Annotated in this window: 17 protein-coding genes; 6 read left to right on the top strand and 11 right to left on the bottom strand. The window is 43.0% G+C overall.

Going from position 1 to position 20,605, the window contains the following annotated elements:
* The first annotated feature begins 76 nt into the window (after positions 1-76).
* Positions 77-1,279 carry a cardiolipin synthase gene (cls, locus tag C509_RS0118355; protein WP_018708392.1) on the top strand — a complete coding sequence of 401 codons (1,203 nt, stop codon included), beginning with the start codon at positions 77-79 and terminating at the stop codon, positions 1,277-1,279.
* Between the two features lie 44 nt (positions 1,280-1,323).
* On the opposite strand, the gene argS is transcribed toward cls, so the two are convergent.
* Positions 1,324-2,994, bottom strand: a complete 1,671-nt coding sequence (argS, locus tag C509_RS0118350; RefSeq protein WP_018708391.1) for an arginine--tRNA ligase — start codon at positions 2,992-2,994, stop codon at positions 1,324-1,326.
* Positions 2,991-3,443, bottom strand: coding sequence for a YwiB family protein (locus C509_RS0118345; RefSeq protein ID WP_026319960.1), 453 nt, complete (start codon positions 3,441-3,443; stop codon positions 2,991-2,993). The genes argS and C509_RS0118345 overlap by 4 nt, the downstream gene beginning before the upstream one ends.
* A 170-nt stretch (positions 3,444-3,613) precedes the next feature.
* On the opposite strand from C509_RS0118345, the gene C509_RS0118340 reads away from it, so the two are divergent.
* Positions 3,614-4,750 carry a GGDEF domain-containing protein gene (locus C509_RS0118340; RefSeq protein WP_018708389.1) on the top strand — a complete coding sequence of 379 codons (1,137 nt, stop codon included), beginning with the start codon at positions 3,614-3,616 and terminating at the stop codon, positions 4,748-4,750.
* Between the two features lie 212 nt (positions 4,751-4,962).
* Complete coding sequence (locus C509_RS0118335) at positions 4,963-7,017, top strand: transglycosylase domain-containing protein (protein WP_018708388.1); 2,055 nt, start codon at positions 4,963-4,965, stop codon at positions 7,015-7,017.
* 297 nt (positions 7,018-7,314) lie between these two features.
* Here C509_RS0118335 and C509_RS0118330 read toward each other — a convergent pair whose 3' ends face one another.
* The 4 genes from C509_RS0118330 to C509_RS0118315 form a co-directional block, all read right to left on the bottom strand.
* Positions 7,315-9,123 (bottom strand): ABC transporter ATP-binding protein, encoded by a 1,809-nt coding sequence (locus C509_RS0118330; protein WP_051088728.1) that lies wholly within the window; start codon positions 9,121-9,123, stop codon positions 7,315-7,317.
* Between the two features lie 29 nt (positions 9,124-9,152).
* Entirely contained in the window at positions 9,153-10,871 is a 1,719-nt protein-coding gene (locus C509_RS0118325; protein WP_018708386.1) for an ABC transporter ATP-binding protein, read from the bottom strand.
* Positions 10,872-11,566: 695 nt separating this feature from the next.
* Positions 11,567-12,079, bottom strand: a complete 513-nt coding sequence (locus C509_RS0118320; RefSeq protein WP_018708385.1) for a YwhD family protein — start codon at positions 12,077-12,079, stop codon at positions 11,567-11,569.
* 21 nt (positions 12,080-12,100) lie between these two features.
* On the bottom strand, positions 12,101-12,757 hold the full coding sequence (locus tag C509_RS0118315) for a site-2 protease family protein (protein ID WP_018708384.1): 657 nt from the start codon (positions 12,755-12,757) through the stop codon (positions 12,101-12,103).
* 268 nt (positions 12,758-13,025) lie between these two features.
* Here C509_RS0118315 and C509_RS0118310 point away from each other — a divergent pair, with 268 nt between their 5' ends.
* Positions 13,026-13,211 (top strand): 2-hydroxymuconate tautomerase, encoded by a 186-nt coding sequence (locus tag C509_RS0118310; protein ID WP_018708383.1) that lies wholly within the window; start codon positions 13,026-13,028, stop codon positions 13,209-13,211.
* Positions 13,212-13,328: 117 nt separating this feature from the next.
* On the opposite strand, the gene C509_RS0118305 is transcribed toward C509_RS0118310, so the two are convergent.
* Complete coding sequence (locus C509_RS0118305; protein ID WP_018708382.1) at positions 13,329-13,838, bottom strand: YwgA family protein; 510 nt, start codon at positions 13,836-13,838, stop codon at positions 13,329-13,331.
* A gap of 43 nt (positions 13,839-13,881) precedes the next feature.
* Positions 13,882-15,183 (bottom strand): HD domain-containing protein, encoded by a 1,302-nt coding sequence (locus C509_RS0118300; RefSeq protein ID WP_018708381.1) that lies wholly within the window; start codon positions 15,181-15,183, stop codon positions 13,882-13,884.
* 199 nt (positions 15,184-15,382) lie between these two features.
* Between C509_RS0118300 and C509_RS0118295 the strand changes: the two genes are divergently transcribed.
* On the top strand, positions 15,383-16,132 hold the full coding sequence (locus tag C509_RS0118295; protein WP_018708380.1) for an RsfA family transcriptional regulator: 750 nt from the start codon (positions 15,383-15,385) through the stop codon (positions 16,130-16,132).
* Between the two features lie 230 nt (positions 16,133-16,362).
* Here the strand turns inward: C509_RS0118295 and lipL are convergent, their stop codons facing one another.
* Positions 16,363-17,199 carry an octanoyl-[GcvH]:protein N-octanoyltransferase gene (gene lipL / locus C509_RS0118290; RefSeq protein WP_018708379.1) on the bottom strand — a complete coding sequence of 279 codons (837 nt, stop codon included), beginning with the start codon at positions 17,197-17,199 and terminating at the stop codon, positions 16,363-16,365.
* A 26-nt stretch (positions 17,200-17,225) separates the two neighbouring features.
* Positions 17,226-18,197, bottom strand: coding sequence for a phosphate acetyltransferase (gene pta, locus C509_RS0118285; RefSeq protein ID WP_018708378.1), 972 nt, complete (start codon positions 18,195-18,197; stop codon positions 17,226-17,228).
* Positions 18,198-18,374: 177 nt separating this feature from the next.
* On the opposite strand from pta, the gene hemQ reads away from it, so the two are divergent.
* The gene (gene hemQ, locus C509_RS0118280) at positions 18,375-19,124 is read left to right on the top strand and encodes a hydrogen peroxide-dependent heme synthase (protein ID WP_018708377.1); all 750 of its coding nucleotides are present in this window, start codon (positions 18,375-18,377) and stop codon (positions 19,122-19,124) included.
* A 63-nt stretch (positions 19,125-19,187) separates the two neighbouring features.
* Here hemQ and C509_RS25735 read toward each other — a convergent pair.
* A protein-coding gene (locus C509_RS25735; protein WP_154654392.1) for an IS3 family transposase occupies positions 19,188-20,548 on the bottom strand; the annotation gives its coding sequence in 2 pieces (ribosomal slippage) (positions 19,188-20,092 and positions 20,092-20,548; 1,362 coding nt in all).
* Positions 20,549-20,605 lie beyond the last annotated feature (57 nt).

The raw sequence follows: 20,605 nt of genomic DNA, 5'->3' as shown, positions 1-20,605 counted from the left end.
CACAGCTTTTTACATGATATTTTGGGAATACTAATTAGGCGTTTCATTTCATACAGAGCTTTGAGGAGGGATTCCGTTGAAGTGGCTTACCGGGCTCATTATACTAATCATCGTATTGTTTATTGCCGCTTCTGCGGATTTTTTTCTCGGCAGATACATTCATGAAAAAAAAAGCAGACGCTGCAGTTACCCCATTCGACATGGCCGGATGCAAATATTTACTAACGGCCCTAATCTTTTTTCCAATTACTTTGATGACCTTTATAATGCACAGACAAGTATTCACGTACTGTTCTATATAGTAAAAAACGACCACTTCTGCCAACATTTTTTTGAAGTATTGATCGATCAGGCGAACAAAGGTCTCAAAGTGCGTCTCCTTCTTGACTGGTTCGGGAGCAGAGAGGTTTCGAAAAAACTTATAAAAAAGGCACGTTCCGCCGGAGTTGAAGTTATTTTTTGCCATCGTCCACGCTTTCCCTTTCTCTTTTACTCCATTCAACAAAGAAACCATCGAAAAGTCACTATTATTGATGGAAAAATTGGTTACGTAGGGGGGTTTAATGTAGGAAAGGAGTATATAGATCTTGATCCCGTTCTTTCACCTTGGCGTGATTATCATTTGCGGATCGAAGGTGATGGTATTGCAGATTTACAAAGAGAGTTTTTATTGGACTGGGAGCAGGCAACAGGTGACAATTATTTAAAAGACAAGTCTCTTTTTCCTTCTTTGGAGAAAGGACCGATAGCCTACCGTTTTTTTCCGACGCAGGGTGTTGATGCAGAAGGGGAAATCCTAAAGTTACTCGATCAGGCCGAGAAAAGCATATTTATCGGAACACCCTATTTCATCCCCCCGGAGACACTTGTAGATGGATTAGAGCAAGCGGTCCAAAGAGGAGTTGCCGTAACAATCCTTGTTCCGGACAAATCAGACCACCCAATTGTAAAGGAGGCTTCACTTCACTATTTACGGAAAGTCCTGGCAGCCGGAGGGAAGGTCTATCAATATGAAGCCGGCTTTTTCCATGCGAAGATCATTTTGATAGACGGAAGAATCTGCGATATCGGAACTGCTAACTTCGACTACAGGAGCTTCAAGCTAAACTACGAAATCAATTGTTTCATCTACGATCAGGCATTCATTCAAAAAACCGAAAGAATCATTCAGATAGATATCAACCGCTCCACCCAGTTATTCTTGGAGGAAATGGATGATCCGCCTCTTTCCATCCGTGTGAAAGAATGGGCTGGAATGTTGCTGAAAAGCTTTTTATAACTAAAAGAGGAACGCCATATCAGCGTTCCTCTCAGCGAAAAATATTACATTTTTTCCGGTGCAGACACGCCCACTAGTGTCAAGGCATTCTTCAACGTGATTTGTGCCGCATTCACCAGGGCAAGCCGGGCTTTCGTTTCGTCAAGCTGTTCCTCATTCAACACTTTTTCAGCATTATAATAGCTGTGGAAAACGGACGCCAAGTCAAAAATGTAATTGGTTATCCGGTGTGGAATTCTTTTATCTGCCGCTTCAGCAATGACTTGAGGGAATTCACCGAGCTTCTTCAAGAGATCGATCGCTTTGTCGCTGGACAAGGAAGATAAATCGGTGTTTGCATCAAAAGTGATTCCCTTTTCTTCCGCGGAACGAAGAATACTGCAAATCCGTGCATGGGCATATTGGGCGTAAAAGACGGGGTTGTCATTTGATTCGGCAACAGCCAGATCAAGGTCAAAATCCATATGCGTGTCACCGCTTCTCATGGCAAAGAAGTAGCGAACGGCATCAAGTCCGACCATTTCAATCAGGTCAGTCATCGTCACTGCTTTACCAGAACGTTTGCTCATCTTGACCCTTTCCCCGTCTTTATACAAATTGACAAGCTGGATAATTTCCACTTCCAGGCGCTCCGGGTTAAAGCCGAGTGCCTCAATGGCAGCTTTCATCCTCGGGATGTAACCATGATGGTCCGCCCCCCAAATATTGATGAGCTTATCGAAGCCACGGTTGATTTTATCCAGATGATAAGCAATATCCGGTGTAATATATGTGTAGCTGCCATCATTCTTGATCAGCACACGATCCTTGTCGTCGCCAAAATCGGTTGAGCGGAACCAGGTTGCCCCTTCCTTTTCATAAAGGTGGCCTTTTTCCTGCAATAATCCGAGTGTCTCATCTATTTTTCCGCTCTCGTAAAGGGAAGTTTCAGAATACCATACGTCAAAAGCTACACGGAATTGCTTCAGAACATTCTTTAACTTTTCCAATTCAAAGTCCAGCCCAAAGCGGCGGAAAAATGCAATACGGTCTTCCTCACTTTCATTGACAAACTTATCGCCGTGTTCCTCAGCAAGTTTTTTTCCGATCTCGACGATATCTTCGCCATGGTAGCCGTCTTCAGGCATCGGTTTGTCAAGTCCCAGCGCTTGGAAATATCGCGCTTCAACAGACAGGGCAAGATTATTGATTTGGTTCCCCGCATCATTTATATAGTATTCCCTTGAAACTTCATAACCTGCTTTATCCAGAATGTTGCATAATGAATCCCCGACTGCGGCTCCGCGCGCATGTCCAAGGTGAAGGTCCCCTGTCGGATTGGCAGAGACAAATTCCACTTGGACTTTTTCGCCATTTCCTGCCTCCGAGCGGCCGTATTCATCGCCTGCTTCCAATATCGCCGGAACAAGCTCAGTCAAATAGCTGTTGTCCATATAAAAATTAATAAACCCAGGACCGGCAATATCAATTTTTTCAATGGACGCAACTGACATATCTATATTCGCTTTGATCTCTTCAGCGATTGCTCTCGGAGCTTTTTTTGCAACGCGAGCCAACTGCATGGCCATGTTGGTGGAATAATCACCATGCGCCTTTTCTTTCGGTGTTTCCAATACAATCTCTGGTATTTGGTCTTCAGCAGCCAGTCCGGCTTTTAAAATGGCATTCTTGATTTCCTGCTTCAAAGTATCCTGCTTCTGCCCCACTACGTTCATAGACTTCCTGTTTCCTCCCTATACTGTATTTCCATATCATATTTTCCGGCATGTGTGCCTTGCATGTATAAATCATATCCAAGATTGATAGTGCCTTCACATTTACCGCCATGTTCAAGATGAGCCAGTCGTTTCGTATCCGTGGATAGTAATAGGCTTCCGTATTCACTGGCGTGGGATCCATCCTTTTGTTCATTCAGGCGGAATTTCATGCGCATGTTGATGATCCCTTTTCTGAAAATGATCGCTTCCTCACCATTGACCTTTACAAGAGTATGAATTGTCCCTTCCTCTTGAACTTCATCATATTTCAGAAAAACCGCATTGTTTTTGCGGTAATACTGGCCGAACAAGATCATTTCAAATGTTTCTTCTTCTCCATCAAGATTAATCTTTGTCGTTAGATGAATTTTGACCGGAGTTTGGACATCCGCCGTCAATGCCGCCACACCCTTTTTTTGTAATGTAACCTATTCATTATAGGAAAATTTCAACAGAAAGTCCATGCGTGGATAGCATGATTGGCCTAAAAACAGTTTCCTTTTTCTAAAAAGTTAACCTTTTGAAAACATACAACAATGGTATAATTAGCCCAATATTGTCTGACAGGTGAATTAAGATGTTTTTAAAACTTGCAACCAATTTTTGCATCCTATTTACTTTTACGGTTTTATCTTATTGGCCATTTCAAGATCATGTTCGAATCCGGGTCCCCTTTCCAAAGCTGCATCCATTGATGATTGGATTAATGGCCGGCTTTGCCGGTACCATATTGATGAAAACATCCGTTCCAGTTTCGGATGATGTTTTCGTAGATGCCAGAACTGCCGTCATCGTCATTTCAGGAATTTTTGGAGGACCTGGCGCACTTTTGGTTAGTGCCCTGATTATAGGCGTCAGCCGTTTTTTGATTGACGGTGCCACTGTATCAGCATTCGTTGCCGGGATGAATGTGATCATCGCCAGTTTTATTATCGTCTTATTTTCAATCAATAAACCGATGACGTTTAGGAATGCTCCCTATTATTTTTATTATTTGACACTTCAGACTGTGATTGTGCTCATTTTCCTAATGGGCTTATCTTGGGACACTATTATTGACACTTTTTATTTCGTTGTTTTTTCATTCATATCTTTTTTTACTGTTCTTGTCATTTTGCGTGAAATGAATGTACATTTCAGGAAAATCAGGCAGATCGAAGCTCTTTCGGAAACCGATCATTTAACAGGCCTGAACAACAATCGGAAATTCCAGGAAATTTCGGCGTTTTTTTCAGAAGCGGACAAAGGCCCGTTTTCGGTAATCATGCTTGATATCGACCATTTTAAAAAGGTGAATGATACATATGGACATCCAATCGGCGATGAAATACTGATTGAGCTTTCCTCTCGTCTGAGGAGAGAGGTCTCATCCATCGGCGGTCCCGTTTCAAGAATTGGCGGAGAAGAATTTGCAATGATCCTTCCAGGTTTCGATAAAGAAACAGCTAAGAAAACTGCGGAAAAAATACGCCTTTCCATTGCCGAACGGCCATTTGTCACTTCTACTAATCATTCGATTCCTGTAACTATTTCAGTCGGGATCAGTTCTTCCCCCCAAAATGGCAAATTGGTTAAGGAGTTGTACAATCTGGCCGACAAGGCGATGTACATAGCGAAACAGACAGGAAGAAATAAAGTCGTACATATAGATGATCCCAAAGAAAAAAGCAAACGTCATAGGGACTTACAAACTGGAGCTCCTCCGATGAGATAATAGATAAGGAAAGCGAGACACTTCCTGCTTATCGGAAAAACCCCTTATTTATAAATAACTTGATTGCTTTCATGCCGAGTAGTGCTTCCAACTTGAGCGATGCCACTTCTTTATATTATAAAATAGGACAATTTATACTCGCCCCATGAATAAATTCATGCTTTTTCTTTCATACTGTTGAATGAGATTGCTAGAATTCAGGGGGTGAGGAATTGGAAGCAGTCACGGGTTCAAAAAAAAGATGGAGAACATTTCGTTTGTTTTCGGTTTTATCGCTTTTAACTGCGACAATCCTAATTATCGTATTATTCTCTTTTTGGCTGTGGATCAAAATTCTCGGCCCGCCGCCATTGTCTATTCCGCAATCTACATTATACTACGCATCCGACGGCTCAATCATTGGAGAAAGCAATAGTGGGGAAAAAAGATATTGGATTTCATTGGATGAAATTCCTTCACATGTTTCGGATGCAATCATTTCGATTGAGGATCGTACTTTTTACAGCCATCACGGCTTTGACCTCAAAAGGATTGCCGGTGCCATGGCGGCAAACGTTAAAGCCATGGGCAAAGTTCAGGGAGCAAGTACGATTTCACAGCAATATGCTCGAAACCTGTTTTTGACTCTTGATAAAACATGGTCGCGCAAATTGCTGGAAGCCTTTTATACAATCCGCCTTGAGGTGAATTACGGCAAGGAGGAAATTCTTGAAGGCTACCTCAACACTATATCTTTCGGGCATGGAGCATACGGAATTGAGGCTGCCAGCCAGTTTTATTACGGAAAAAGCGCGAAGGAACTTACACTTGCGGAAGCATCCATGCTTGCCGGCATTCCCAAGGGTCCCGGAATATATTCTCCGCTCATCTCAGAAGAAAAGGCAAAGTCCAGGCAAGGACTTGTATTAAGTGCAATGGAGGAAACAGGGGCAATTTCGCCTGAAGAAGCGAAAGTCGCCTCAAAAGAACCGCTTTTCTTTATTGGGAAACACCCTCATCATCAGGCGGAAATAGCACCTTATTTCTATGATACTGTAAAAAAAGAATTGAAGGACAAGGTGGGACTGGATGATAGGAGCATAGCTCTTGGAGGCTTGAGAGTGTATACTGCACTTGATGTGAAACAACAAGATATTGCTGAAAAAGCGATAAGTGAAACGATATCGGAATCAACTGATATACAGGCCGGGTTTGCTGCAATGGATCCCGAAACGGGATATGTCACAGCTTTAGTTGGCGGAAGGAACTATAAAAACAGCTCTTTTAACAGGGCAACACAGACTATAAGACAACCGGGGTCAACAATCAAGCCCCTTCTATACTACACTGCATTAGAACATGGATTCACTCCATCATCCATATTAAAGAGCGAACCGACCACTTTTAGGTTCAGTGATGGGCAGTCTGAATATACGCCGCATAATTATAACAACCAATATGCAAATGGAGAAATCACGATGGCACAGGCGCTCGCTCTTTCTGATAATGTTTATGCCGTTAAAACCCACCTGTTTCTAGGACAGGATACGCTGGTCGACACAATCCGCAAGGTGGGAATATCCACCAAGATGAAGAAGGTCCCTTCCCTTGCCTTGGGGACTTCTGGAGTAAAACCGATTGAGCTGCTGAATGCCTACAGTATCATAGCGAACGGTGGCAAGAAAGTGGAGCCGGTTTTCATTGTTCGGGTGGAGGATTTCCGAGGAAAAGTAATCTATGAGGCACCGAAATTTAATGAGCAGGTACTGAAACCAGAGTTTGCCTTTGTTTTAAGCCATATGATGACAGGCATGTTTGATAAAAAGTTGAACGGGTATGCGACGGTCACCGGGGCATCCGTCATAAACCAGATGAGCCGGGAATATGCTGGAAAATCCGGTTCAACCAACTCCGACAGCTGGATGGCGGGGTTTACGCCGAAATTGGCGTCCGTCGTATGGACAGGGTACGATAAAGGAAAAGAAATCACCCTGACAGAAGATAAATTATACGCAAAAAATATTTGGATCCGCTTCATGGAGCGCGCACTGGAAGGAGAGGATGAAAAAGAACACGAATTTTCTCCTCCAGCAAAAGTCGTTGCAATCCCTGTCGATCCTGTAAATGGTAAAATAGCGACGAACTCCTGCCCTGTTTTCAGGCTCACTTATTTTGTGAGAGGCACCGAGCCTACGGAATATTGTACCGACCATCTGCATGACTCTCAAGTGGAACCTGCCCCCAGTAAAAAAGAAAAGAAAAAACGGTGGTGGCAGCGGATATTCTAATATTTCATGGCCTCTGGCGTTCAGATAAATACTGGGAAGCCCCCTCATTTACGAGGGGGCTTCATTATGAGCAAATATAGCCCTTATACTAGCAAAACGTGGTTGAGAGAAGGAAGACGAAACATCTTTCTGTACGATTTGCGGACCCGAATACGCTGCTTATTTAAATATCGGATATCAGAATCACTCATTTGTTCCAAATAGAAAATGATCGTTCGAGCAGACTATTATTGTGCAAACTGCAATTCGCCCAGGTTGACTCGAAAAATCATGGGTTTAAGCCGAGCAGTCTTCTTTTCAGCTTGCTTTTCCACTGAACTGGCTTTTATATAAATCGGCATAAAAGCCATTGAGTCTTAACAATTCTTCATGTGACCCTTTTTCCAGGATGTCTCCGTCTTTCATGACCAGAATGACATCCGCATCCCGAATGGTGGAAAGCCTGTGCGCTATTACAAAGCTTGTACGTCCTGCCATCAATTTGTTCATGGCCCGCTGTATATTCATTTCCGTCCGTGTATCGACACTGCTTGTCGCTTCATCGAGAATCAATATTTTCGGGTCGGACAGAATGGCCCTCGCTATTGTAACCAACTGACGCTGCCCCTGTGAAATGTTCGAAGCATCCTCTCCCAAAACGGTATCGTATCCATCAGGCAGCGTCCGAATAAAATCATCGGCATATGCACTTTTGGCCGCTTGAATAATTTCTTCTTCGCTCGCCCCATTACGTCCATATGCAATATTATCCCTGATCGTTCCGTTGAAAAGCCATGTGTCCTGAAGAACCATTGCAAACATGGAACGTGCCTGCTCGCGGGATAGGCAGCTGATATCGACTCCATCTATCAAAATACGGCCGCTGTCCAATTCGTAAAACCTCATCAATAGATTAATAATCGTCGTTTTTCCGGCTCCTGTCGGCCCGACGATAGCAATTGTTTGGCCGGGATTAACCTCCAGGTTTAAATCATTGATGATCGGTTTGTCTTTTTCATAACCGAAGCAAACATGGTCAAACGTAATTTTTCCTTTCAATTCATCCAAATTGAAATCAGCGGGTTCTTCCTTCCTCTCCTCTTTTTCATCAAGGAGATGAAACACCCGTTCAGCCGAGGCGAGCGCCGTCTGGATCATGTTGGCAATGCCCGCTGCCTGTGTCATAGGCTGTGTCAACTGTTGGGAATACTGGATGAATGCCTGAACATCACCAATCCGGATACTTCCGTTTAATACGAGCAGTCCTCCGCCAATGCTGACGAAGACATACCCGAGATTTCCTACAAAGTTCATGAGTGGCATCATAATTCCACTGATAAATTGCGCCCGCCACCCCGATTGATACAAGCGCTCGTTGATTTCGTCAAATTCTTTGATGGCAGTTTCCTCATGTCCGAACGCTTTGATGACCTGATGTCCCGAAAACATTTCTTCAATATGCCCATTTACATTTCCAAGTTCTTTTTGCTGACTGACAAAATGCTTCTGAGAAAAAGAAGCCACAAAGCGGATGACCAGCGCACTCAATGGAAAAGTGATGACAACAACTAGCGTCAACATAGGACTGATCACAATCATCATGATAATTGTTCCTATAATCGCAATCAACGACGTTATGATTTGTGACAGAGCCTGCTGAATCGAATTATTGATATTATCGATATCATTGATCGCCCGGCTTAATATATCCCCGTGCGGATGCTGGTCATAGTAGCTTAGGGGCATCCGGGCCAATTTTTCATAGACGTCTTTTCTTAATTCAGCCGTTGTTTTCTGGGAAACTCCTGCCATCATGTATTGTTGCAAATAGGTGAATAAAGCTGATATGACGTAAAGGGCAAGCAGGATAAACAGCAGTTTCTGTAAAAAAGCGAAATCAATTCCATTTCCCTTTGTTACACTTGAAAAAATAGATGATGTCGCATCTCCCAGAAGCTTTGGCGTGATGACATTAAAAAGTGTGGAAAAAATGGCTGCAATAGCAACAAACAACAGCTGGTATTTTCGTGGTTTTAAATAACTCGCCAATCTTCTTAGTGTCTTTTTGAAATCTTTTGGCTTTTCCCCAGGAGCCATTCCGTGCCTTGGTCCCCCTCCGGGTCTCATACTGACACCCGCTCTTTCGCGATGCTTGCTCATGCTCCTTCCTCCTCTGCCCGCTGGGAAGATACAATTTCCTGGTATATCCGGTTTTCAGCCAGTAGTTCTTGATGTGTACCGGTGCCTGCAATTTCCCCATCTTCCAGAACGATAATTTGATCGGCGTCCGTAACAGTACTCACTCTCTGTGCAACTAAAATAATAGTTGCATCCTTTGTGACTTTTGCCAACTCCGCTCTCAATGTTGCATCTGTTTTATAGTCCAAAGCCGAAAAACTATCATCAAAGAGGTAGATTTCAGGATTTCTGATCAATGCTCGAGCAATGGACAGCCGTTGTTTCTGGCCGCCTGACAAGTTTGCCCCAGCCTGTTCGATCATTAAATCGAGTCCCTCTTCTTTATCTCTTACAAATTCGGCAGCTTGTGAGATTTCAAGTGCTTTCCACATCTCTTCCTCATTTGCCCCTTCATTTCCATACAGCAAGTTTTCCGCAACCGTTCCACTGAATAAGGCAGCTTTTTGCGGAACATAGCCAATTTTTGATCTTAACGTTTCCTGTGACATGTCCCTTACATCGATTCCGTCTACTAATACAGAACCTCTTTCCACGTCATAAAATCTGGGAATCAATTTAATAAGAGTTGATTTACCTGAGCCAGTACTTCCAATGATCGCAGTTGTTTCTCCCTTTTTCGCTGTAAAAGAGATACGCTGAAGGACCGGCTTTTCCGCACCGGCATACCGGAACGTGACATCCTTGAATTCCACTGTCCCCTTCTGGTCCTTCTCCCTTGTTGGATTTTCAGGATCCGAAAGATCATTTTCCATTTTCAACACTTCATTGATTCTATCCATGGAAGCTTTCGCCCGCGGAATCATAATGAATCCGAACGAAAGCATGATAAGCGACATTAAAATCATCATGGAATACTGCAAAAATGCCATTAGATTGCCGACCTGCATGACTCCCTGATCAATGCGTACCGCTCCGACCCACACAATCGCGATACTGGTAAAGTTCATGACAATCATCATAACTGGAAAAAGTACCGCCATCATTTTGTTAACTTGAATTCCGGTATCGCGGAAATCAAGGTTTGCAGTATCAAAGCGGTTTTTCTCATATTCTCCATTGTTGAAAGCCCGAATGACCCGAACTCCGGTCAAATTCTCGCGGACAATCAAATTTAATCTGTCTGTCTTTTTCTGTAATGAAACAAAAAGAGGAATCGCTTTTCGCGAAATAATGAAAATGAGAAGTGCCAACAGCGGGAGGGCTCCTAAAAAGACCACTGACAAACCAGGCTCCCTTGTGACAGCCATAATGATGCCGCCGACTAGCATCAATGGTGCCCTCGTCATCATCCGCAAAATCATGTTCAAAACATCTTGAACCTGCTTTACATCGTTTGTCGACCTTGTGATCAAAGATGCGGTTCCAATTTTATCAAAAGCTTGAAGTGAGAAATTCTCTACATTAACAAACAGACTGCGCCTTATGTCTCTTCCGAAGCCGAGAGCTGTTTTAGAGGCATAAAAAGACACCCCTGTCATAAGAATGATGGCTGCAAAAGCAAAAACCAGCATCATACCACCGGTTTTCAATATGTAAGACATATCGCCGTTGACAATGCCAATATCCACAACATTGGCCATTAACGTCGGAAGGAACAATTCAAGCATAATCCCGCCGAGGGTTAACAATACAACTGCTGCTATATGTAAAGAATACGGTTTTAAATGCTTCATCATTCAACAGTCACTTCCCAATTTATTTGTTCTTAATCATAACTTTTATCAGGCAAAAAAACTAGGTTTTTCAAAAGGGACTCTAAAAAAAACACAAAAAACTTGAGGTGTGCGGCCTCAAGTTTTTTGCTGATTGGCGAAGGCTAAACGAGTTGCATCCGCTTTTCTTTGTCCAGCTTCGACGCCCAGCCCCTCGAGGTCATAAGCCTATTCCCTGTGGTGGCTGATAAACTGCCTCCTCGGGAATCGTCTTATGCTTGTCGGGGCTATGCAGGGCGTCTACGCTTTTCTTTGTCCAGCTTCGACGCCCAGCCCCTCGAGGTCATAAGCCTATTCCCTGTGGTGGCTGATAAACTGCCTCCTCGGGAATCGTCTTATGCTTGTCGGGGCTATGCAGGGCGTCTACGCTTTTCTTTGTCCAGCTACAGCGCTCAGCAACTAGCAGACTTCCTCCTCCTTCCTACGATAAGTCGACATCGGCTCGCCTTCGGCATCGCCGTGTCTTCTTTATCTCGTCAGGAGTCGTCCAGTCTGTACGTCGCTAAACGAGCGCTTCCGCTTTTCTGTGTCCCAGTTTGCCGTGCAAACTATATTAAGTTTACTTACTTTCCCATAAATCGGCAAGGTGGCAATGTTCCATTTTGACAACTGTCATAGATTGTTCAAAAATTAATAAGAACTATATTATTTACATCAAGTTATATCTCAAACTCTTCTTTCAATTCCACCCTTGAACGCTTCCACATGCCCTCGTCATGGCTTTTCAGAAATTCCATGAGGACTTTTCGAGACTCGGCGTCCATATTATGAACAACCACTTTTCCTTTCATCGCCTTGTCCATATGGTTAACGTGCTCAGGCATTGATTTATAACCACGGCGAGCCGCCCGGTTAATATATAATTCACATGCTGCGACTCCCGCATAATATGGTCCCTCTTCTTTTATATCCACTGCAACCCATATCACCCAATATTTTTTTGCCCCTTCCTCGGGGAATTCACTCCGATCTTTTACATATTTGACCCCACGCTCGGTTTTACTTCGGGCATGCATCGCTTGTTCTTCAATCCATGCCTCTCCTGCTTCCACGTCAAGCATGACAGGAGTGATATTCTCCAAGCTTAGCGATCCTACTCCGTACCCTTTATGCCCCATGGTTGGATCATCTTTTATAATATTAAATTCCAGCTTTCTCTTTTTTTGCTCCATACAAAAATTCCTCCCTTTTCCTTAACCTAAAAACATGACGAATACACTTTGTATGCTGTTTACAAAAAACGGGACGACTGTATTCAATATCGGCCTGATTGTATAATGAGATAATGGTGTAATCACCAGTATTAAAAATATGAGTGACCCGTACTGCTCATACCGTGTCATCTTCGCCCTAAGTGAGGGCGAAACCACATCCTCTATGATCCTATATCCGTCAAGGGGCGGTACAGGCAGTAAATTAAAAACGAAAAGCAGGGTATTCATCCATACGAACAAATTAAAAAACTGGGTCACAAAAATCGGCAGCTGCCCCGCAATGCCTGTAACCATCAATATGAACAGAATAGCCGTGCCCAAAACCGCCAAAGCAAAATTGCTGATTGGCCCCATTAACGAAACGATAATACCCGCCAGCCGCGGATTTTTAAAATGATAGCGATTCACAGGGACCGGTCTAGCCCAGCCGAATCCTGCGATAAAAATGAGCAGTGTTCCGATTGGGTCCAAATGCTGCATCGGATTCAAGGTAAGCCGGCCTTGTTCTTTTGCCGTCGGGTCCCCGAATTTATATGCTGTAAAAGCATGAGCGAATTCATGTACTGTAAATGCAATTAATAACACTGCCGCCACAAGCGGAATTTGTTCCAGAGGGAACGCGAGAAACCTCTCCACATATCCAGCCCCTTTTTTAATCTAGCTTCAAGCGCCATCGGTGTAAGAATCAAACCAAATTGCTATGGTGGTTGATTGACTGCCACTTGCAATTCATCTTGAACTTGCCGCCTAAGGATGTGCGCCTTGCGCTTTGCATGTATTTCTTTTTATCCATTATACAGAATTATTGTCCTCCGCTCATTTTATACATCTGATTCTTGCCCCTCATTTGAAAAAGGAATACAATTTTTATGTACAACAAGATGAATGAGGGAGGAAACTGTACATGCCAATCGTAACAGTAAAAATGTTTGAAGGACGTACGGAAGAGCAAAAGAAAGCGCTTGTAGAGAAAGTGACAGATGCTGTTGTTGATACAACAGGCGCTTCAAAAGAAGCAGTCACTATTGTAATTGAAGAAATGACGAAAAATCATTACGCCGTGGCCGGCAAAAGATCAAGCGACGAATAATAGAAACAGGATCTCCTTGCTTTGCCTGAAAAGATAATTCTTCAGCCACCAGAGGAAATCAGCTTGATTTCTGGAGCTGGACAGTTAAGAAATCCGGAAAAGACAGCCAGTCCGCAGTTAATGCGAATAAGCTGTCTTTTTTAATGATTCAATGTAATAATAAGCTTCGTCTATTTCCTCTTCAGAATAATTTTGCTTTCTTTTCAATTCCGCTACCTTCTCAATTACTTCGTCTTTGGCAAGTTCCTCAAAATACATAATTGTAGATACAAGTTCAAGAAAACGGGAACTCTGTTGATTCATATTGATCAGGCATTCCTTTAATTGGGGGATATCCATTGGCTCCGATTCAAAGAATTCGCACCCGGCAGAAGTAATGGTATAACGATATTGGCTGTAACCGCCCTTATCCTCTTTAACTTCTTCAATGAATCCAAAATTACATAATTCCTCAACCCTTAATGTCAATTCTTCCGAGTAAGGGCCGTAAAAATGAAATTCGAACTTTTCCTGAAAGGGAAATTTCATTTTTTTGGCGATATAGACCATTTTTTGCAGTTTTTTTCTTCCTGTAATTTCCCCTGCCAGAGCAAAGACACTCATTAGTTTTTGATGATCATGCAGCATAACTGTTGCTCAACCCCCGCTACCTATTTTTTCAATGGATAGTTTAAAATTTTTTCAGAATGGAGAGAATCCGTTGTTTCAGTTCCCGGTTGCCCGAATCATCCAGCAGGATATCTTCCGGATAATACAATTTATGATCCGTCCTTCTTTTCCCAGAAATGGCCTGAACGATAGTCGATTCCCTCGAAAGCTCGGAGAGTTCTCCATTCGGCATCAGTAAATGGATCGGAAGCCTCTCTTCTTCCTCTCCTGGTCGATAAAAATCATAAGGCAAATCAGACGAAGAATCAACAGCCAGATAATACTCGGGATCAATCCCGGCATTCCGGAATAATTCCTCAAGTTCTCTTAACGTCCTGTATTGCTCAGCAGGATCGAATTCCACATATTTATACAGATGACGATCCATAAATCTCCGGCACAAGTCACGGAGAATGGGATCCTCTTCTTCTTCCCACATGTGAAAATAATATAGAATTACCGGCTCATCCAACTTTAGATAATCTTCAAGAGTCACGTTGCCTTTAAATAATGACCTGAAATGGACAGGCTCTTTTTTAAAGGGATAATCAGCACGGAATAAAGCTTTTACACGCTGAAGAATCTTAGTTAAAATCACTTCGGCGCTGCGGGTGACAGGATGGAAGTATACTTGCCAGTACATTTGGTAGCGGCTCATGATATAGTCTTCCACCGCGTGCATGCCGCTCCATTTAAAAACGACATGATCTTCTTTTGGCCTCATGACCCGCATGATCCGCTGCATATCAAAATGCCCGTAGCTTACTCCCGTAAAATACGCATCCCTTTGGAGATAATCCATCCGATCCGCATCAATCTGGCTTGAAATCAGACTGACCACCAGCTTGTCATGATATGTCTTGCTGATAACCTCAGCCACCTTCTGTGGAAAATCAGGGTTGACCGACCGAAGAACCCTGTTAACCTCTGTATCTTCGAGGATAATTTTCTTCGTAAATTGTTCATGGTCTAGATCGAAAACTTTTTCAAAGGAATGGGAAAACGGACCGTGTCCCAAATCATGTAATAGTGCAGCACAAAGGGAGAGCATCCTCTCATTCTTATTCCAATCAGGCTGCCCTTCAAATACCTCGTCTATGATCTGTCTGACAATCTCATATACCCCAAGCGAATGACTAAACCGGCTGTGCTCGGCTCCATGGAAGGTCAAATATGTTGTTCCCAGCTGTTTGATCCGCCGAAGCCGCTGAAATTCTCTCGTACCGATGAGATCCCAGATAAGCTTGTCTCTAACGTGGACATATCCATGGACAGGGTCTTTAAATACTTTTTCCTCACTTAATTTGATGCTGGAATCAATCATCAGCTTCCCTCTTCCTATCTATCATGTTTCAATTATACCGGCTTTCCAAATGGAAAGAAAGGAAAGGACCAACCGTTTTTGCGTTCAACGAATTCATATGTTTACAGTAAAAACTATCATTTTTTTGCCATATTGGTATAAAAAATGACTGGTTTGTACATCCTTTGATTAATGACTTTTAAAAAGGGAGTTGAATCATATGAAAACACGCCAAGATGCTTGGACGGAAGAAAATGATTTGTTATTGGCTGAAACAGTCCTGCGCCACGTCCGGGAAGGTAGTACACAGTTAAACGCATTCGAAGAGGTGGGAGATAGATTAAATCGCACTTCTGCAGCCTGCGGTTTCAGATGGAATGCTGTCGTTCGCCAACAATATGAAAAAGCGCTCGATTTAGCCAAGAAGCAGCGTAAACAGAGACAGCGTTTACTCGGAAAAGATCAAGGTGGAAAGAAAAAGCTTTTATATCAGCCACCGGTACCGTCATTTCAAGATATCCAGCATCCGATTTTGGAGAGCGGCAATGAAAATGCCGAGTCCGAAATACCTATGGAAACCAGCAATGAGAACCTAATAGAAAAATTCACATCTGAAGCTGGTACACTATTACCTACTTTCACAGAAAATCAGAATTCAGCAGAACTAAACTTGGGACAAGTCATCGCTTTTCTGCAACAGCTTCATCATTCTGAGTATAATACGGACATCTTAAGAAGTGAGAATGAGAGATTAAAAAATGAAGTAAATGATTTATTAGAAGAAAATAAACAATTGAAAGCAAAAGTCGAAGAACTGGAGGACACTTCCGAAACGATGCAGGAAGACTATGAGACACTTATGAAAATCCTGAACCGTGCAAGAAAGCTTGTCCTCTTTGACGAAGAAGAGCGCCCTGCATCCACATTTAAGATGGACCGGAATGGGAATCTGGAGAAATTGGCTGAGTGATAAGTATAACGGAGGGCGCCATTTAACAACTTACCGCCTGGGCAGCTTCTGCCGAGATATAGGAAACATGTAGACGAAGAAGAGGGAGTCTGCTAGGCGCTGCTTGCCTATAGCAGTTCGCTCAATCGCCCGGGTTACGATTAAAAATAGAAGTTTTGCTCTGCAACGGATGTACACAACGTTTCAAAAAATACCGGGCCTGGCATCTCTTCAGAATGCCAGGCCTTCTCTCATGAAAACACTCTTTTATTGCGTTCGACCATCCGCTCATAATGAATGGGATATAGTTTCAGTTCACTCTCTTGAAGCTGGCTGGCACAAATTTCTCCGCTTACACTCTTCAGCACTGTTAAAAACCGGAGCATGACATCGTCGACTGTCAACTCGACACCGAGTAATTCAGAGAGGGATGCCATTACTTCAGGTCGAACTTCCGGGAAAACGACCCGCTGGGATTTACTGAACTTGGCACGGTCATAAAATTCCCTAACTAACTTAGCCCGCTCCTGCCCGCTTCCATTCACACAAAGATAAATTTGAACTGCTACTCCTTTTCGGATCCGGCGCTGGGAAATTCCAGCAAACTTTTTTCCGTAAATGCTCAAATCATAACTTCCCGGGCAATAGGAGCCGACGATTTCACGTGCTTCTATATGACAATCAAAATCATCGAACATGAGCCGGACAAGCTCCCACATCGTATCATAGCCCCGATTGATATCGATCCCCTTCTCCGTATCAGGAAAAATCAAGGATATATTAAGTACCCCTTCATCAAGCAGGACAGCCAGCCCGCCTGAGTTCCGGACAATCCAATCCACCTTTTTTTCTTCCAAGAAATCCAGTCCGTCCTGAAGTGCAGGCAATTTAGTATCCTGGATGCCCAGGATCACCGTCTGTAAATGGACCCATGCTCTTGCAACGGCAGGAGAGCAGCCGCTCCCAACCGATTGACAAAGCGTATCATCCATCGCAAAAGATTGAAGTGCATGAAATTGCGGATTGGGATTCGATTGATCGATGACCCGCCATTTCTTCTGATGTAAAAGTGATTTATTCTCGACCATTGGCAGATTCCCTTCAATTATTTCATCTATATGGATTGCATGGCTGTAATGAGCGATAGATTATATACGTCTTCCTCGCTGCTTCCCCGGGAAAGATCGTTCACCGGTGAGTTTAGACCTTGGAGAATCGGACCGACCGCTTCATACGCCCCCAAACGCTGTGCGATTTTATAACCGATATTCCCAGCCTCGAGGCTTGGAAAAACAAAAACATTCGCATCCCCCTGAATGTCCGATTCCGGTGCCTTCTTGTGGGCTACAGAGGGAACAAAGGCTGTGTCAAACTGAAATTCTCCGTCAAGTACAAGATCGGGATCGATTTCCTTGGCTATTTTTACAGCGTCTGATACTTTTTGTGTTTCCTCTGAAATTGCCGAACCTTTTGTGGAAAAGCTAAGCATGGCCACCCTTGGTTCGATATCAAACATTCGGGCGGTCTTGGCACTTGCAATAGCTATTTCAGCGAGATCCTGGCTGTTTGGTGCAATATTAATGGCACAGTCAGCAAAAATATACTTCTCTTCTCCTTTTACCATCAGGAAGGCTCCCGACGTTTTTCCGACCCCTTCCTTCATTTTAATAATTTGAAGTGCAGGACGGACGGTGTCGGCAGTTGTATGAGTCGCACCGCTTACAAGACCGTGTGCCTTGTTCAGATATACAAGCATTGTTCCAAAATAATTCGGGTCCAATAGCATATCAGTTGCTTCCCCTTCTGTAACCTTTCCTTTTCGGCGTTCAACAAAAGCCTGGATCATTTCATCCATCCCGATATATACTTCTGGATCATATACTTCCATTTTATCCAAAGAAACCTTTAAATCACGGGCTCGTTCCTGAACCACTTTCATGTTGCCAATTAAAACAGGTGTCAGTACATCTTCGTCCGCAAGCTTTCCCGCTGCGGAAAGGATGCGAGAATCATCCGCCTCAGGAAAAACAATCTTACGGTCCCACCCCGATACTTTTCTTTTCAGCTCATCAAACAAGTTACCCATACAGCCACCTCCATACTCTGAAGTTAAAATATTATTATTGAAATTATCTCATACTTTATTGTCTGAGCCCAATGTTTACTTTTCGTGTCATATTTTTAACAATTGATTTGAAAAAGGAGGTTATGGATAAACTGTGCTATAGTAATAAAAGAATGATACTGTATAGGAGTGATTGTTGTGAGTGAACCGGCACAAACACTGGATGGTTGGTATGCACTTCATGATTTCCGGACAATTAATTGGGCTGCATGGAAGCTATTGACGGCTGATGAACGGCAGGCAGCCATTCATGAGTTTAAGCAGTACCTTGCGAAGCTTGATGAAACCCAAGACAGAAAAGAAGGAAGCCATGCCCTTTATACGATTGTCGGCCAAAAAGCTGACTTTATGCTGATGATTCTGCGTCCGACAATGAGAGAGCTGAATGAACTGGAAAATGAATTCAACAAATTGATGATTGCAGATTATACACTCCCTGCCTATTCTTATGTATCTGTTGTGGAGTTAAGCAGCTATCTTGCTGGCGATTCTGATGAAGATCCATATGAAAACCCTTATGTCCGTTCACGTCTATATCCGATTCTTCCCAAAACGGATTATGTTTGCTTTTACCCAATGGATAAGCGCCGTGAAGGCAATGATAACTGGTACATGCTTTCAATGGAAGAACGGAAGGACCTTATGTATAGCCACGGAATGATCGGAAGGCAATACGCAGGTAAAGTCAAGCAGCTCATCACCGGTTCCGTCGGTTTCGATGATTACGAATGGGGTGTAACCCTATTTGCTGATGACGTCCTCCAATTCAAAAAGCTTGTCTACGAAATGCGCTTTGATGAAGTTAGCGCCCGCTACGGGGAATTCGGTGAATTTTTCGTAGGTCATCTGTTGGAAGACAGCGGTATTGACCGCTTTTTACACGTGTAAAATTAAGCATTAAAAATCCTCCTAACCTGAAGTGACCCCAAAAAGTTAGACACGGTTATTTCGTCAGGCGGCATGTTGGGCATGAACCCGGTATTGTATCGGGCTCATGCCTTTTAATTTGGCCTTAATCCGTTTGTGATTATAGTATTTTATATACTTTTCTAGTTCTAGTTTAAAGTGTTCCACACTTTCAAACTCCTTAAGATAAAGAAATTCAGACTTCAGGATACCGAAAAAGTTTTCAATAACGGCGTTGTCATAACAGTTGCCTTTACGTGACATACTTTGCGTAATCCCGCGTTTCTCTAGGGTATGCCGGTATTTTTTCATCTGATAATGCCATCCTTGATCTGAATGAAGCAGGAGTTCATCCTCTTCTGATAGTCGCTTAAATGCCTGATCCAGCATGGTGGAAACTAGTGAATAGGTTGGTCTTGGCCCGATTGTATAAGTGATGATTTCCCCATTAAACAAATCCAGTATGGGTGATAAATACAGCTTCTCCCCAAATAATTTAAATTCCGTAATATCGGTAACCCATTTCTCATTTGACTTTTCAGCCTGGAAGTTACGGTCTAAGATATTCGGCGCGATCTCACCAACCGTCCCTTTATAGGATTTATATTTTTTGATGCGGACTATACATTTAATCCCCAGTTCCTTCATGAGGCGCTGTACTTTTTTGTGGTTTACCTTATACCCACGATTTCTGAGTTCATCGCGTATACGGCGGTAACCAAAACGACCTTCATGTTCATCATAAATAGACTGAACCAATTGTTTCAGTTCTTTATCAGGGTCTGGCCGGCCAAAATTTTTTACGTTGTAATAATAAGTGCTGCGTGGAATACCTGCTAGTTTGATTAGTGCCTTTACCGGAAATTCATGCCTTAGTTCATAGACTACTTGTGCCTTGTCTTGTTTGGTGACTTTTCCTTGTTTTGAACTAAGGCGTTCAACTTTTTTAAATAAGCATTTTCCATACGCAAACGTTCTACTTCTGCCTGTAAAGATTCTACGGATCCTTCGGCTGAACGTTTTTTATTCAGTTGCTTTTCATCTTTTCTTTTCATGGCTGGACGCCCCTTTTTCTTTGGAATAAGGGCATCTATCCCACCAGACTCCAGGAGTTTTTTCCAGCTCCGTATCAAGTTGGTGGTAGGAAGGTTGAAAATCGCAGATGTTTCTCGGATAGACGTCCCGTGTTCATTTATATAGTTTAGTACGTCTAGTTTATAGTCTGCTGTATAGTTTGTATAGCTCTTTATAAATGCTTGTTCCCCATGGTACTCATAACGCTTAACCCAAAGACGAAAATCTCCACAATCAACTCCAAGAGAGTTTGAAATATCCTGATATGACTCCTTTCCTTCTAAATAGCGAAGAACAGCAGTATGTTTATTTGAATCTGATATTTTTACCATCTAAAAAAGCACCTCCAAATGTTCGAGTATGTGTCTAACATTCGGGGTGCAGTTCAA

It is taken from the genome of Siminovitchia fordii DSM 16014 = CIP 108821, assembly GCF_000374565.1.
In the GTDB taxonomy this organism is placed as follows: domain Bacteria; phylum Bacillota; class Bacilli; order Bacillales; family Bacillaceae_C; genus Siminovitchia; species Siminovitchia fordii.
This window is presented reverse-complemented; position numbering and strand designations above follow the sequence as displayed.